Genomic DNA, 13,269 nt, shown 5'->3' on the forward strand with positions numbered 1-13,269 from the left:
GTCCAGCCTACGACCGACCTGTGACGACGCGGCCAGAGGGAATCCGAATCACGCTGGGTCCCTGCGGTGTCGCCTCCACGAGCAACTGCGCCGGAAGCTGTTCCTTCATCGCCTCGACGTGGCTGATGACTCCGACCGTTCGCCCTCCCGCGCGCAGCTCGTCGAGCGCGCGCATCGCGAACTCGAGCGTCTCGGCATCGAGCGAACCGAAGCCCTCGTCGATGAAGAGCGTATCGAGACGCAACCCGCCGGCTCGGTTCGTGACGACCTCCGCGAGGCCCAACGCCAGCGAGAGCGAGGCGAGGAAGGTCTCACCGCCCGACAGCGATTGCGGTGGGCGGGACTGCCCGGTGTGGGCGTCCATGACCTCGATGCCGAGCCCGGATGCAGCGCCGCGCGCGGCGAGCGAATCGGTGTGCAGTAGCGAGTACCGACCCGACGACATGTCGGCCAGGCGCAGGTTCGCGGCACCCACGATGTCTTCGAGTTCGGCGGCGAGCACGAACGTTTCGAGCGTCATGCGCTTGGTGTTGGGCGCGCGCCCCTGCAGGGTGTCGGCGAGCCGAGCGACGACGGCGGCATCTTCGTCGAGGAGGGCGATCTCGGCGTACGCGGTGTCGGTGCGCTGCACCAGATCGCGGAGGCGCTCGGCGGTCGTGCGGGCGACGCTCAACGCCGTGATGGACGCGGCCCGCGCGGCATCGGCCGCCGCGAGCGCCACCTCCGCCGGGGTGAGGTCGACGCTCTCGTCGGGGATGCCCGCCAGCTCCAGTTGCAGCTCGAGCAGGCGCGCCCGCACGACCGCGAGCTGCTGGTCGTGTTCCGCGACCCGGTCCCGCAGCCGCTGCACCGTCGGGGCCGGGAGGAGGGCTGCGGTCACGGCCTCCGCATCCGGGAACGGCGAGGCGGCGACGCGGTCGGCGAGGTCGGATGCGGCTGCCTCCGCCGCGGCATCCGCCGTCGCCTGCGCGCGGATCGCGGCACGCAGCGCGCGAGCGCGCTCCCGCCGCGCGGTCGCCTCCTGCACGCGCTCGGCGACCGACGCGAACGCGCCGCGCGCGGTCTCGACCGCGCCGCGGAGGGCGTCGGCCGTGGTCGCCGCGCGGGCGGCGTCTTCGCGGACGACGGCGAGTTCGGCCGCGAGCGACTCGATATCGCGGGCCGCCTGGGCCTCGCGCTCCACGAGCGCTGCGCGGCGCGCCTGCAGCGCGTCCCGCTGGGTCTCGGCGGCCGTCGCGGCCGCGACCTGAGCCTCGGCCTCCGCGAGTTGTGCGGCGAGGTCGGCGACGGGCTCCCCGCCGGCGCGCGCGGCGAGCGCGGCGTGCGCACTGCGATGCTCGCGCGCCTCGTCTCCCGCACGGCGCTCCGCCGCCACCGCTTCCTCGCGGGCACGCTCGGCCGCCGCGATCATGTCGTCGGTGACGGGTTCGTCGGTCGGCGCCGCCGGATGCGGATGCGCGGTCGCACCGCACACGGCGCAGGGCTCGCCGTCGACCAGCGCCGCTGCGAGCTCGCCGGCGTGGCCGGCGAGGCGTCGCTGCAGGAGTGCGGTGAGGGCGCTCCCCGCCGCGGCGGACGCATCCAGCGCCGCCGCATAGGCCGCATCCGCCGCCGCCACCTCGGGGAGGAGCGTCTCGGCGGATCGCGCCGCCTCGAGCCGCTGCGCGAGAGCCGCGAGCGCGGCGCGGAGGGCCTCGGCCGCACCCGCCGCGGCGCGAGCGGTCGCCAGCTCATCGTCGAGCGACGCCAGCTCGGCAGGCACCGTCGCGCGACTGCCGCGCAGGGCCGCGAGCGCCGCCTCCTGGGTCGCCGCGCGATCGACGAGCGCCGTGTGCGTCGCCTCCGCGCTCACCAGGTCGCGCTCGGCGCTCTCGGCCGCCTGCCACCGGGCGAGGCCACCCGTCAGCTGGTCATCGAGCGCATCCAGCGCAACGAGGTCGACGTCGGGGTCGTCGCCGCCCGCCTCCCAGCGATCGGCCGCGACGCGCACCGCATCCGACGCGGCGGTCTGCGTCGCCGCCGTCTGCGCGACGGCGTCGAGCGACGCGCGCAGCGTCTCGGCGGCGACGGCGCGTTCGATTCGCGTTCGATCGGCGTCGATGTCGGCCGCTTCCGCCTCGAGCGCGGCGAGTTGCGTCGCCGCCGCATCCCGTGCGGTCTGCGCGGCACGCAGCGCGCTGACCCGGGCGTGCTCGGCCGCCGCAACGACGGCTGCAGCCTCGGCGGCGGTCCGCTCCTGTGCGCGGACCTCGACGCGATACTCGGCGCGCTGCACGGCCGTGACCGCCGCCTGCCGCCGCGCGCCGAGATCATCCTCGGCAGGAGCCGGTTCGACGCCCTCCAGATGCTGCTCGGCGACCAGCCGCTCGGCTTCGGCGAGCAAGCTCGCGGCGCCCACGCCCCGGTCGCGGACGAGCTGCTGCGCCGTCTTCCGCCGCTCATCGAGCGCCCGCGCGTAGTCCTCGTAGCGACGGGTGCCGAACAGGGTGCGAAGGAGCGCCTGGCGTTCATCGTTCTTGGCGAGCAGGAACCGCGAGAACTTGTTCTGCGCGAGCAGGATGACCTGCTGGAACTGCTGCAGATTCAGCCCGAGGACCCCGTCGAGCACCTCGGCCACGTCGCGCGGCTTGCCCGCCCGACCCACCCACCCACCGTCCGTGAGCTCGAACAGCTCGGCGCGCGCGGATTCGCGGGTCTCTCCATCGCCGCGGAGCTTCGGGCGCGAGTACTCCGGCGCCCGGATCACCCGCCAGCGGGAGCCACCGACCGTGAATTCGAGCCGGACTTCGGTCGGGTCGTCGGGTCGGCAGTGGTCGCTGCGGAGCCGGCGGTCAGGCCCGTCGTAGCGGGGAACGTTGCCGTACAGCGCGAAGCACACGCCGTCGAGCACGCTGGACTTGCCGGCGCCGGTGCGTCCCGAGATGAGGAAGATGCCGTCGGCATCGAACCGATCGAAGTCCACCGTCTGGGTGTCGCGGAACGGGCCGAACCCGGTGAGCTCCAGACGGTGCAGTTTCACCTCTGCGCCTCGGCGAGCACGGCCGCGATCGGACGGTCGTCGGCGATCAGGTCGCCGATGAGTTCGGCCTCGCGCTCGCTCGCCGCCTCGCCTTCGCGAACGTGCACGAGGAACGCGTCGATCAGCTCGCGGTCGCTGCGGGCGGCCCGCACCCGGTCGACGTACGTGCGTCCGTCATCGGCGGGCGCGACGGCCGGAGTGTGGCTCACGGTCGCGCAGAAGGGGAACCGCTCCTGCAACCGGCGCATGACGTCGCGCTGCGGCAGGGTGTCGGTGTACTCCACGCACACCCATGCATCCGCGGCGCCCGCGTAGAGATCGCTCTCGATCAGCTCGGCGAGCGGCGCCCGCAGCACCTCGAGGCGGCGAGGCACGGGCAGGTCGAGCCAGGTGACGTCGGCGAGCCCCGACGCGTCGAGATCCACGAGCCACGACCCGCGCAGGCGCCCCTTCTCTCCGAAGCTGTAGTGCAGCGGCGCCCCGGCGTACCGCACGCGTTCCGACAGCCGCTGACGCCCGTGGATGTGCCCGAGCGCGACGTAGTCGGGCCCATCGAAGACGTGCAGCGGCACGACGTCGAGGTTGCCCTGTCGGATCTCGCGCTCGACGCCCGGGGTGGCCTCGATGCCGGCCGCGAAGCAGTGCGCGATCGCGACGGAGCGCCCGCCGCGGACGGCGAGGTCGGCCCGCACGAGATCCATCGCGTGCGCGAGGGTCTGCGCCTGGGTACGCAGCTCGACGCCGTCCCACAGGTGGCGCACGCGGGCGGGCTCGAGGTAGGGGATGCCGTAGAGATGCACGGGGCCGTCGGCATCCGGAATCGTGATGGGCGAGCCCACCGACAGCGGGTCGGTGACCACGTGGATGCCCTCACGGAGGAGCCCGGCCTGAAAGCCGAGGCGTGCGGCGGAATCGTGGTTGCCGCTCGTGACGACGACCCGCGCACCGGTATCAGCGAGACCGCGCAGGGTGTCGCTGAGGAGCGTGTAGCACTCGGCGGCGGGGGTCGCGGAGTCGAACACGTCGCCCGCCACGATCACGACGTCGACGTCGTTCTCGCGCACCTGCGTGACGAGCGTCTCGAGCACACCGCGGAGCGCCTCGAGCGTCGACCACCCGTGGAAGGTGCGCCCGATGTGCCAGTCGGAGGTGTGCAGGATGCGCATGCCTTCACGCTATGTCGAGCCTCCGACACCGCCGTGATCCCGCGCCCGGGCGGGCGAAACACGAACACGAAACATACGACGCATAGGGTTTCGCTCATGGAACTGCGCGCGGTCTGCGTCGTCTATCTCCTGCGCCGCAGCGCCGGGGTAGACGAGGTTCTGCTCGGCTACAAGCGCACCGGTCTTGGACTCGGCCGCGTCGTCGGCATCGGCGGCAAGGTCGAACCCGGCGAGAGCATCGCGGATGCCGCCGTCCGCGAAGTGCGCGAAGAGACCGAGCTGGAGATCTCGACGGCCGATCTCGAACCGGTCGGGGTCTTCGACTACCTGTTCCCCGCCGAACCGTCGTGGTCGCAGCGATCGCACGTGTTCGTCTGCCGGCAGTTCGCCGGAACTCCCGCCGAGACCGAGGAGATCGTGCCCGCGTGGTTCGCGGTCGACGACGTGCCGTTCGAGCGGATGTGGGACGACGCCCGCCGGTGGCTCCCCGGAGTTCTCCGCGGCGGGCAGGCGGGCGCCACCTTCACGTTCGGCGATGATCTCGCGACCGTGGTCGCCGAGTCCCCCGGGCTCCCGGGCGGCGCGGCGATCGCACACTGACGCCCGGGGCCGTGCGGGAGCGGTCAGCCCGCCGCGACGCGCTTCGCGAGTGCGGCGAACCGGTCGTCGTCCACGCCGCCGATGCCCGCATCCGAGAACCGCTGCCGCAGCACATCCACGATGCGGTCGTGGTCGGCGCCCGGCACATCGATCCGCGTCTGCGCGACGATGCCGTTGATCTTGTCGTCGATCGACGCGTCATGCTGATCCATCAGGGGCGCGTCCTGCGTCTCCCCTGGATGCGGCGACGAGGCCTCGGTGTCGGACTGGTTCGGGTCGGTGAAGGTCGGTGCGGCATCCGTCTCGGTGGCGGCCGCGGCATCCTCCCGCTCGTTCTGCGCGTCGGCGCTGTACTTCTCGTTGTCGCCCATGGTCACTCTCCGGTCGCGAGGTCGGGGTCGGCGGCCTGTCCAGGCTCGTCCGACTCGATCAGTTCGGGTGAGTCGATGGCCTCGGCGTTCTGCGCTTCGGTTTCCGCGTCGGCGACGTCGCCGCTCTCCCATCCGCCGGGCGGGTTCGCGTTGTTGACACCTTCGGGCAGATCACGATCGTCCATGGCGTACTCCTCTTGTTGCCCCCAGCATCCTCGGCCGCGCGTGCGTGGGACGGGGGATTGACGCTGCCGGATGCGGTGAGTAGGTCCGCCGACCGCGACGGAGGCGCGGGCGGCGCGGGCGGGTAGTCCGCTTACGCGGAGCGGCGGGCCTGGAGGATTCCGGCGCGCTCCGGGTGCGCGTCGAACCACTCGGCGACGTACCAGCACACCGGGATGACCTCGCGGTCGCCCTGCTGTTCGAGCGACGCGACGGCCCGCTCGACGAGCGCTCCCGCGTAGCCGTGACCACGGAACGTGGGGATGGTGAACGCCCGGGTCATCGCCACGGATCGGCCGTCATCGCGGTAATCGAGCACGCTCACCAGATCGTTGCCATCGTGCAGCGTGTAGCGCGAGGCATCCTTCTCGTCCGTGAATCGCAGATCGGTCACCCGCCCAGGCTACGCCGCCGGGGAGGCCCCGGATCCGTTCGCGGGCACCGTCATAATTCGTCACACGGCCGGGGCCGGGGCGGCGCAGTTTGACGGGCACAGCGGACTCCGTGATAATCGGGGTCATGACTGACAATGCACGTTCTCTGTCCGCCTGGGAGGCGAACGGGACTGCCGGCACCATGATGGCCGGTCGCATTGTTCTGTGTTGTCGAATGTGCAGCTGAATCGGTGACCCCCGTCGGACTCGCCCGCTGAATCCTCGCAGCGAGTCCCCGGTGCCGCTCATTCGAGCGAGTGCCGCGCACCCGGCCCCACGACGGGCCGAGAACAACAACACGAAGAGCCGGGCGCCGCGCGCCGGCTCACTCTCCGCAAGGACTTCTGCCATGTCGACCACTGCCCTCATCGACCACACCGCCCCCGCCACGCGTCCCGCCCTCCGCATCGTGGACGACGCATCCGTCGCCGCATCCGCTCCCGCTCCCGAGGCGCCCGCCGCTGACCGCAGCATCCCCGCCGGCACCGCACCGCGAGGGTTCGGCCTGTACGTCGGGTTCGACGAGGCGAAGGCCGCCGCATCCGGTGTCTCGCTCGGCCGGATCGTCGAGGCCCTCCGCCGCACGCTGCACGAGCTCGCCCCCGACGCCGAGACCTACGCGACCGTCGCGCTCGCCCCGGCCGGCGCCGGTGGCCGTGACGTCGACGTCGTGCGTCTGGCCCTGCACGAGCCGTCCGCGGTCGCCCGCACGAAGCCCGAGATCGAGGTCGAAGAGCGCGCCGAGGCCGGCGTCGTCGTCGACATCTCTCGCAAGCGCGTGCTGATCGACGGCGAGTCCGCCGCCTTCACGTTCAAGGAGTTCGAGCTGCTGCAGTACCTCGTGCTCCGCGAGGGACGCACGATCGAGCGCACCGAGCTGGTCTCCTCGCTCTGGCAGCTCGGCGACGACGAGGCCCCCGGCGAGCGCACGATCGACGTGCACGTGCGGCGTCTGCGCGCCAAGCTGGGTCGCTTCGAAGACATCGTCCGCACCGTGCGCGGTGTCGGCTACCGCTTCGACCGTCACGCCGACGTCGCCATCCGCTACGGCCACGGCACTCCCTCCCCCGACCGCTTCTGACCGCGAGACTGCACTTTCGCGGCGAGACGTTGGTCGGGAGCCGCTGTCTCGCCGCTCGACTGCTGTCTCGCGGTCCGGTATCGACAGGGCGGACGGCGGATGCGGGCGGCGGATGTCGGCGGGGGACGCTTAGGGTGAGCCCATGACCCCGACCGGAACCGCGACTGCCCCGCGCGCGGCACCGGTGGAGCGAGCGGAGCAGGCCGAGCGACCGGCACCGGCGGAGCGAGACGCGCCCCGGGCCCCGCACGCCCGGCTCGAGACGACGTACACGCCGCGGCACGCGCTCGATCTGCACCGCACGGTCGTGCACCAACGGCACGGGAGCAACGACCCGAGCCTCGTCGTCGACGGGCCGGTCATCTGGCGGGCGAGCCGCACCCCGGCGGGGATCGCCACGGTCGCCCTGCGCGCCACGGCGGGAGGCGCGGTGCGCGCCGCGGCATGGGGACCGGGCGCCGACTGGGCGCTCGATCAACTGCCCGCGCTCTGCGGCGCCCACGACGATCCCGACGGCTTCGACGCCGATCGGCATCCGCTCATCGCGTCGAGCCATCACCGCCACCCCGGGCTCAGGCTCGGACGCACCGACCTGGTCTTCGACGCCCTCGCGAGCGCGATCTTCGAGCAGAAGGTCACCGGGATGCAGGCGTTCGGCGCCTGGCGACGGATCGTGACGTGGTTCGGTGAGCGCGCGCCCGGCCCGACGCCGCGCCCCATGTTCGCACCGCCCTCGATCGACCAGTGGCGGCGAATTCCGTCGTGGTCGTGGCACCGTGCCGGCCTCGAGCCGCCCCAGTCCCGGACGGTCGTGCAGGTCGCAGCGCGCGGAACCTCCCTCGTCCGCACCCTCGACGCCGCGGCGGGCGGCGAAGCGCGCGAATCGGTTCTCACCGCCCTCCGCGGAGTCGGGCCGTGGACGTCGGCCGAGACCCGCATCCGCGCCTATGGGGATCCGGATGCGGTCAGCGTCGGCGATTACCACCTCGCGCACCAGGTGGGTCACGCCCTCACCGGAACCCGCACCGACGACGACGGCATGCTCGCGCTGCTCGCCCCCTGGGCCGGGCACCGCCAGCGGGTCATTCGGCTGATCGGCGCGAGCGGGGTGCAGGAACCGCGCCGAGGGCCTCGACTGCATCCGGAGGACCACCGCGCGCGCTGACCCCCTCTTGTGGCCGTCGGGCCCCGCGGTCACACTGGCCGTGTCCGAACCCGTTTCGAAGGAGAAACCATGCTGCGCCTCAATCCGTACCTGTCGTTCCAGGCCGAGACCCGTGCCGCGATGGAGTTCTACCAGTCCGTTCTGGGTGGGGACCTCGTGATCGACACGTTCGAGGGCTACGAGGAGATGGGCATCTCGCCCGATGACATGCATCTGGTCATGCACGCGCAGCTCACCACCCCGGGCGGCCTGGTCCTGATGGCGTCGGACACCCCGCCCGGCATGCCGTATCAGGCGGCCGCGGGCGTCTCGGTTTCGCTTTCGGGCAACGACAGCGAGGCCCTGCAGGCCGCGTGGGACGGGCTCGCCGCAGACGGAACGGTGACGCTGCCGTACGAGATCCCGCCGTGGGGCGGAAAGTTCGGCATGCTCATCGACCGTTTCGGGATCCCGTGGATGGTGGCGGCCGACGCGTGATGCGCCGCATCCGGACGCGGTCCCCTAGCCTGAGTCCATGAGCGCATCCGGAACCGGCTGGCCGCGTGGCCGCACCACATGGGCCCTCGGCACCGTCCTCCTCTTCGCGGTCGGGGTGTTCGTCGGCCTCGCCCTCGGGAGCGTGTGGGTCGGCCTCCTGATCGCCGCCGCGGTCTCGGTCGGCTGGGTGATCGCCTACGAGTCGTGGCGCGGGCGCAACGTCGGAATCTACGATCGCGACGACGACGGCGCACAGCTGTAACGGCGTCGCCCGGGCGAGGAATCTGGATCCCGGTCGCGGCGACCTCCTAGGATGAGGCCGTGACGACACCGGCAGCCGCGATTCCTCCGATCGATGTCCCCTCCGCCGCAGGGCCCGCGCTGCAGCTGCGCGGTCTCCTCAAACGGTTCGGCGAGAAGGTCGCGGTCGACCAGCTCGATCTGGACGTGCCGACCGGGTCGTTCTACGGACTCGTCGGCCCGAACGGCGCCGGCAAGACGACCACCCTGTCCATGGCGACCGGACTTCTCCGCCCCGACGCGGGTGCGGCGGTCCTGCACGGAGTGGATGTCTGGCGCGACCCGGTCGCCGCGAAGGCCATGATCGGCAACCTCGCCGACGGCATACGGCTCTTCGACCGGCTGACCGGCGAGCAGCTCATCACCTACACGGGCATGATGTTCGGCGTCCCGCGCGACCAACTCGCCGGTCGCACCGCGGATCTTCTGGCGCTGATGGATCTCGGTCAGGCCGCGGGCACCCCCGTCGTCGACTACTCCGCCGGCATGACCAAGAAGGTGGCCCTCGCCTGCGCGCTCGTGCACGCGCCCCGCATCCTCGTCCTCGACGAGCCCTTCGAATCGGTCGACCCGGTCTCTGCGGCGAACATCGAGGACGTGCTCCGCAGCTACACGAGCAGCGGCGGAACCGTCATCGTCTCCAGCCACTCGATGGACCTCGTGCAGCGCATGTGCGATCACGTCGCCGTCATCGCCGGCGGGCGCGTGCTCGCGGCCGGAACCGTCGACGAGGTGCGCGGGGCGAACACCCTGCAGGATCGCTTCGTCGAACTCGTCGGCGGCCGCCACCACACGGAAGGCCCCGAGTGGTTGCGACTCTCCTGAGGATCCGGTTCCGCGTCCTCGGCAACACGCTCGCCTCGAGCCCCTGGCAGCTCGTCGGCTTCATCCTCGGCACCCTCGGTGCGCTCGGCATGCTCGCGCTCGTCTGGGCGGGCCTGTTCGCGGTCGGCTTCGCCGGACTGGATGCGAGTCGCCTCGTCGTGACGATCGCCGGGGCCGTGCTCCTCCTGGGGTGGACGCTCGGCCCGCTGTTCATCGCCGGTGTCGACACGACGCTCGATCCCGCCAAGCTCGCGCCCTTCCCCATCACGACCGGTCAGCTGATGCGCGCCCTGACCCTCGCCGGGCTGACCGGCGTTCCCGGCCTCGCCACGACCGTGGGCGCGCTCGGCATCTTCCTGGCGTACTTCCGCTGGCCGGCCGCCGCAGCCGCCGCCGTGCTGTGCGTTCCGCTGGGCCTGCTCACGGTCGTCGTCGCGTCGCGCCTGGTGGCCGCGCTCACGAGCGGAGCCGGCGGCAACCGGCGCACGCGAGAGCTGATCGGCGGGGCCGCGTTCCTCGTGATCCTGCTCGCCGGCCCCCTCACCCTCGGCATCCTGAACCTCGTCGAGGCGGGCGTCACGGCAGGACCTGACCCCCTCGGCCGGATCAGCGGGTTCGTCGCGACACTCTCGTGGACGCCGCTCGCCGCAGCCTGGGCCGTGCCCGGCGACCTCGCCGCCGGAGCTCTCCTGCCGGCGCTCGGCAAGCTGCTCATCGCGATCGCCACCCTCGTGGCACTGTGGCTGCTCTGGCGGCTCAGCCTCGTCACCGCGCTGACCTCGCCCTCGCACCGGAGCGCCGCGACCGTGAAGTCCGGAAAGCTCGGCTGGTTCGGGCGGATGCGGACGAGCCCGACCGGCGCCACCTGGGCGCGCGCGCAGACCTACTGGCTGCACGATCCGCGCTACCTCCGGCAGCTGCTGGTCGTGCCGATCTTCCCGCTGCTCATGCTGTTCTACTCGGGCGGCGACGTGACGAGTCCGCTGTTCGCATTCTCCGGGGTGCTCGTCGCGTTCATCCTCGGGGTCGTGCCCTACGCGGACGTGTCGTACGACGGCACGGCGTTCGCCACGGTGCTGACCACCGGCATCCGGGGCCGTCAAGACCGCGCCGGACGGATCCTCGCCGCCAGCGCGATCGGCGTGCCGCTGATCATCGCCATCGACCTGCTCGCGACGGGGCTGTCGGGGCGTTGGGAGCTGCTGCCGCCGGTGCTCGGTGCGAGCATCGGGCTTCTGCTCACCGGATACGGCGTCAGCGCGGTCACGTCGGCGTACATCGTGGTGCCGGTTCCGGCGCCCGGCGACAGCCCGTTCAAGCGGGTCCCCGGCACGAACGCCCTCGCCGGCCTGACGATGCTCGGCATCTGGCTCGGAATCGGTGTGCTCGGGCTCCCCTCGCTCGTGCCCGCCATCCTCGCCGCGGCCACCGGACAGGCGCTGTTCGGTTGGGTCGCGCTGGTCGCCGGGTTCGGTCTCGGCGCCGTATTCGCGGTGGGCGGGGTGTTCCTCGGCGGTCGCTCATTCGATCGCAACGCTCCCGCGCTGCTCGCGCGCCTGCGCGCATTCAAGAACGCGTAACCCTCCGCTGCATCCTCCTGCCATCCGCTGAGCCGACCGCTCCGAAGACCTTGCGGGCGCCCGAGCCGATCGCGCTCCGGGGCGGAAGCGGCTGCTTCCGCGTGCGCCCGCGCTGTCGTCACCGCAGCGCGCACGGCAGATCACGGCAGGAAGGACTACCCGCGCTATGCAGGAGCACACCACCGAACCACTCGTCGACATCGACGACCGGCGCAATGTGACCGATCTGCTCATCGAGCGCGCCGCGATAGCACCCGAGCACGTGGCTTTCGAGGTGCCGGATGCGGACCCCGCCGCGCCGTGGCATCCGGTCACCACCGCGGCGTTCCTCGCCGAGGTGCGGCAACTCGCGAAGGGATTGATCGCCACGGGCATCGCGCCGGGCGATGCGATCGCGATCATGGCTCCCACCCGGTACGCCTGGGCGGTCGCCGATCTCGCGTCGTGGTTCGCGGGGGGCGTCGTCGTGCCCGTGTACGAGACCTCGTCACTGGCACAGGTGGCCGCGATCGTGCGCGACGCCCGGGTGCGCCTGGCGATCGGAGGCGCGGCCCAGGTCGACGTGCTCCGCGAGGCGTTCACCCAGACCGGCACTGGGGGTCTCGGCGCCTGGTCGATGGATGCGGCGGACGGCGTCGCCCTGCTCGCGACTCGTGGCGCGGAGGTCGATGACGAAGAACTCGAGCGGCGACGTATTCACGCCGACCTCGATGCTCCGGCGACCATCGTCTACACGTCGGGTACTACCGGCGAGCCGAAGGGCGCGATCCTCACCCACCGCAACTTCGTCGGCCAGGTGCTGAACATCGCGGCCGCCTACCGCGAGGTCGTGCATCCCGGCGGCAACACGATCATCTTCCTGCCCCTCGCCCACGTGCTGGCCCGCGGGCTGCAGCTCATCTGCCTCGCGAGCGGGATGCGGATCGCCCACCTCTCCGACACGACCCGCGTCGTCGAGACGCTCGGCACCATCCGCCCCACGTTCCTCGTCGCCGTGCCGCGCGTGCTCGAGAAGATCCAGGCCGCGGCGGCGCAGAAAGCCGCCGACGCGCGGCTCGGCCGGGTGTGGGCTGCCGCGGTGTCCACGGCCGTCACCGCGGGCTCCGCCGCAGAGGACCGCGCGCCTGCGCGCCTCTCGGTGCGCGCCCGCCGCGCCCTTTTCGACCGGTTGTTCTTCCGGAGGCTGCGCGCCGTGATGGGCGGCCGAGTCGACTACGTGCTCTCCGGCGGCGCGGCTCTCGACCCCGAGCTGTCGCTGTTCTTCGGCGGCATCGGCGTTCCCGTCATCGAGGGATACGGGCTGACCGAGACGACCGCGCCCCTCACCGGCAACCTGCCCCGCGACATCCGCTCCGGCACGGTCGGCCGCCCGCTCCCCGGGTCGACCGTGCGTATCTCCGCCGAGGGCGAGATCCTCGCGCGCGGCGTGGGCGTGTTCGCGGGCTACCGCGATCCCGCGGACACGGCCGACGCCTTCGTCGACGGGTTCTTCCGCACCGGCGACCTCGGTCGCCTCGACGCAGAGGGCCGGGTCGTGCTCGAGGGTCGCCTGAAAGACGTGATCGTCACGAGCAACGGCAAGACCGTCGTGCCGAGCGCCTGGGAACGCGCCGTCGAAGCGAGCCCGCTCGTCGCCCACGCGGTGATGATCGGCGAGGGCCGCTCGTACCTTTCCGCGCTCCTCGTGCTCGACCCCGCTGCCGCCGGTACGTGGGCGGATGCGGCGGGCAGTGCGCTCGAGCGGGATGCGGCGGGCGTTCTCACCGAGGTGACCGACACGCGTCTCCGCGCGCATCTGCGCGGGATCGTCGACAGCGCGAACGCGCGGGTCTCGCGCAGCGAGCAAGTGCGACGCTTCGCGATCGTGCTCGCCGACCTCGATGACACCGAGCTCGTCACCCAGACGCTCAAGATCAAGCGCCGTGCGGTGCTCGCCCGCGCGGCCTCGTCGATCGAGAACCTCTACCGCTGACCCCGCGGACCGCGTCCGCATCCGAATCGCACTCCTCTGCACCGAAAGGCCTCCGAC

At 72.1% G+C, this 13,269-nt stretch carries 13 protein-coding genes; 8 read left to right on the forward strand and 5 right to left on the reverse strand.

Features of this window, described 5'->3' with window-relative positions:
• Positions 1–7: 7 nt before the first annotated feature.
• Complete coding sequence (locus LMI96_RS07525) at positions 8–3,019, reverse strand: AAA family ATPase (RefSeq protein WP_228361043.1); 3,012 nt, start codon at positions 3,017–3,019, stop codon at positions 8–10.
• Positions 3,016–4,185 carry an exonuclease SbcCD subunit D gene (locus LMI96_RS07530; protein WP_228361044.1) on the reverse strand — a complete coding sequence of 390 codons (1,170 nt, stop codon included), beginning with the start codon at positions 4,183–4,185 and terminating at the stop codon, positions 3,016–3,018. Before LMI96_RS07530 ends, LMI96_RS07525 begins: the two co-directional genes overlap by 4 nt.
• A 96-nt stretch (positions 4,186–4,281) precedes the next feature.
• Between LMI96_RS07530 and LMI96_RS07535 the strand changes: the two genes are divergently transcribed.
• Positions 4,282–4,785 carry an 8-oxo-dGTP diphosphatase gene (locus LMI96_RS07535; protein WP_228361045.1) on the forward strand — a complete coding sequence of 168 codons (504 nt, stop codon included), beginning with the start codon at positions 4,282–4,284 and terminating at the stop codon, positions 4,783–4,785.
• A 23-nt stretch (positions 4,786–4,808) separates the two neighbouring features.
• On the opposite strand, the gene LMI96_RS07540 is transcribed toward LMI96_RS07535, so the two are convergent.
• From LMI96_RS07540 to LMI96_RS07550, 3 genes are all read right to left on the reverse strand, one after another.
• On the reverse strand, positions 4,809–5,156 hold the full coding sequence (locus LMI96_RS07540; protein ID WP_223722499.1) for a hypothetical protein: 348 nt from the start codon (positions 5,154–5,156) through the stop codon (positions 4,809–4,811).
• Between the two features lie 2 nt (positions 5,157–5,158).
• Positions 5,159–5,341: a hypothetical protein gene (locus tag LMI96_RS07545; protein ID WP_228361046.1), complete on the reverse strand. Its 183-nt coding sequence runs from the start codon at positions 5,339–5,341 to the stop codon at positions 5,159–5,161.
• 131 nt (positions 5,342–5,472) lie between these two features.
• Positions 5,473–5,772: a GNAT family N-acetyltransferase gene (locus LMI96_RS07550; RefSeq protein WP_223722497.1), complete on the reverse strand. Its 300-nt coding sequence runs from the start codon at positions 5,770–5,772 to the stop codon at positions 5,473–5,475.
• 389 nt (positions 5,773–6,161) lie between these two features.
• On the opposite strand from LMI96_RS07550, the gene LMI96_RS07555 reads away from it, so the two are divergent.
• From LMI96_RS07555 to LMI96_RS07585, 7 genes are all read left to right on the forward strand, one after another.
• Complete coding sequence (locus tag LMI96_RS07555; protein WP_223722496.1) at positions 6,162–6,893, forward strand: winged helix-turn-helix domain-containing protein; 732 nt, start codon at positions 6,162–6,164, stop codon at positions 6,891–6,893.
• 142 nt (positions 6,894–7,035) lie between these two features.
• A complete protein-coding gene (locus LMI96_RS07560; RefSeq protein ID WP_228361047.1) occupies positions 7,036–8,058 on the forward strand; it encodes a DNA-3-methyladenine glycosylase in 1,023 nt (340 codons plus the stop codon).
• 69 nt (positions 8,059–8,127) lie between these two features.
• Complete coding sequence (locus LMI96_RS07565; protein WP_223722494.1) at positions 8,128–8,535, forward strand: VOC family protein; 408 nt, start codon at positions 8,128–8,130, stop codon at positions 8,533–8,535.
• Positions 8,536–8,572: 37 nt separating this feature from the next.
• Positions 8,573–8,797: a hypothetical protein gene (locus LMI96_RS07570; protein ID WP_223722493.1), complete on the forward strand. Its 225-nt coding sequence runs from the start codon at positions 8,573–8,575 to the stop codon at positions 8,795–8,797.
• A gap of 59 nt (positions 8,798–8,856) precedes the next feature.
• On the forward strand, positions 8,857–9,660 hold the full coding sequence (locus LMI96_RS07575; RefSeq protein ID WP_228361048.1) for an ABC transporter ATP-binding protein: 804 nt from the start codon (positions 8,857–8,859) through the stop codon (positions 9,658–9,660).
• Positions 9,642–11,240 (forward strand): hypothetical protein, encoded by a 1,599-nt coding sequence (locus tag LMI96_RS07580; protein ID WP_228361049.1) that lies wholly within the window; start codon positions 9,642–9,644, stop codon positions 11,238–11,240. The genes LMI96_RS07575 and LMI96_RS07580 overlap by 19 nt, the downstream gene beginning before the upstream one ends.
• Positions 11,241–11,406: 166 nt before the next feature.
• Positions 11,407–13,212, forward strand: a complete 1,806-nt coding sequence (locus tag LMI96_RS07585) for a long-chain fatty acid--CoA ligase (protein ID WP_228361050.1) — start codon at positions 11,407–11,409, stop codon at positions 13,210–13,212.
• The last annotated feature ends 57 nt before the right edge of the window (positions 13,213–13,269 follow it).

This window comes from Microbacterium sp. cx-59, from assembly GCF_020805625.1.
Classification (GTDB): Bacteria; Actinomycetota; Actinomycetes; order Actinomycetales; family Microbacteriaceae; genus Microbacterium.

Bases quoted from the DNA above. Each gene is read 5' to 3' on its own strand.
- LMI96_RS07530 (WP_228361044.1), bottom strand. From the start codon at position 4,185: ATGCGCATCCTGCACACCTCCGACTGGCACATCGGGCGCACCTTCCAC.
- LMI96_RS07535 (WP_228361045.1), top strand. From the start codon at position 4,282: ATGGAACTGCGCGCGGTCTGCGTCGTCTATCTCCTGCGCCGCAGCGCC.
- LMI96_RS07540 (WP_223722499.1), bottom strand. From the start codon at position 5,156: ATGGGCGACAACGAGAAGTACAGCGCCGACGCGCAGAACGAGCGGGAG.
- LMI96_RS07545 (WP_228361046.1), bottom strand. From the start codon at position 5,341: ATGGACGATCGTGATCTGCCCGAAGGTGTCAACAACGCGAACCCGCCC.
- LMI96_RS07555 (WP_223722496.1), top strand. From the start codon at position 6,162: ATGTCGACCACTGCCCTCATCGACCACACCGCCCCCGCCACGCGTCCC.
- LMI96_RS07560 (WP_228361047.1), top strand. From the start codon at position 7,036: ATGACCCCGACCGGAACCGCGACTGCCCCGCGCGCGGCACCGGTGGAG.
- LMI96_RS07565 (WP_223722494.1), top strand. From the start codon at position 8,128: ATGCTGCGCCTCAATCCGTACCTGTCGTTCCAGGCCGAGACCCGTGCC.
- LMI96_RS07570 (WP_223722493.1), top strand. From the start codon at position 8,573: ATGAGCGCATCCGGAACCGGCTGGCCGCGTGGCCGCACCACATGGGCC.
- LMI96_RS07585 (WP_228361050.1), top strand. From the start codon at position 11,407: ATGCAGGAGCACACCACCGAACCACTCGTCGACATCGACGACCGGCGC.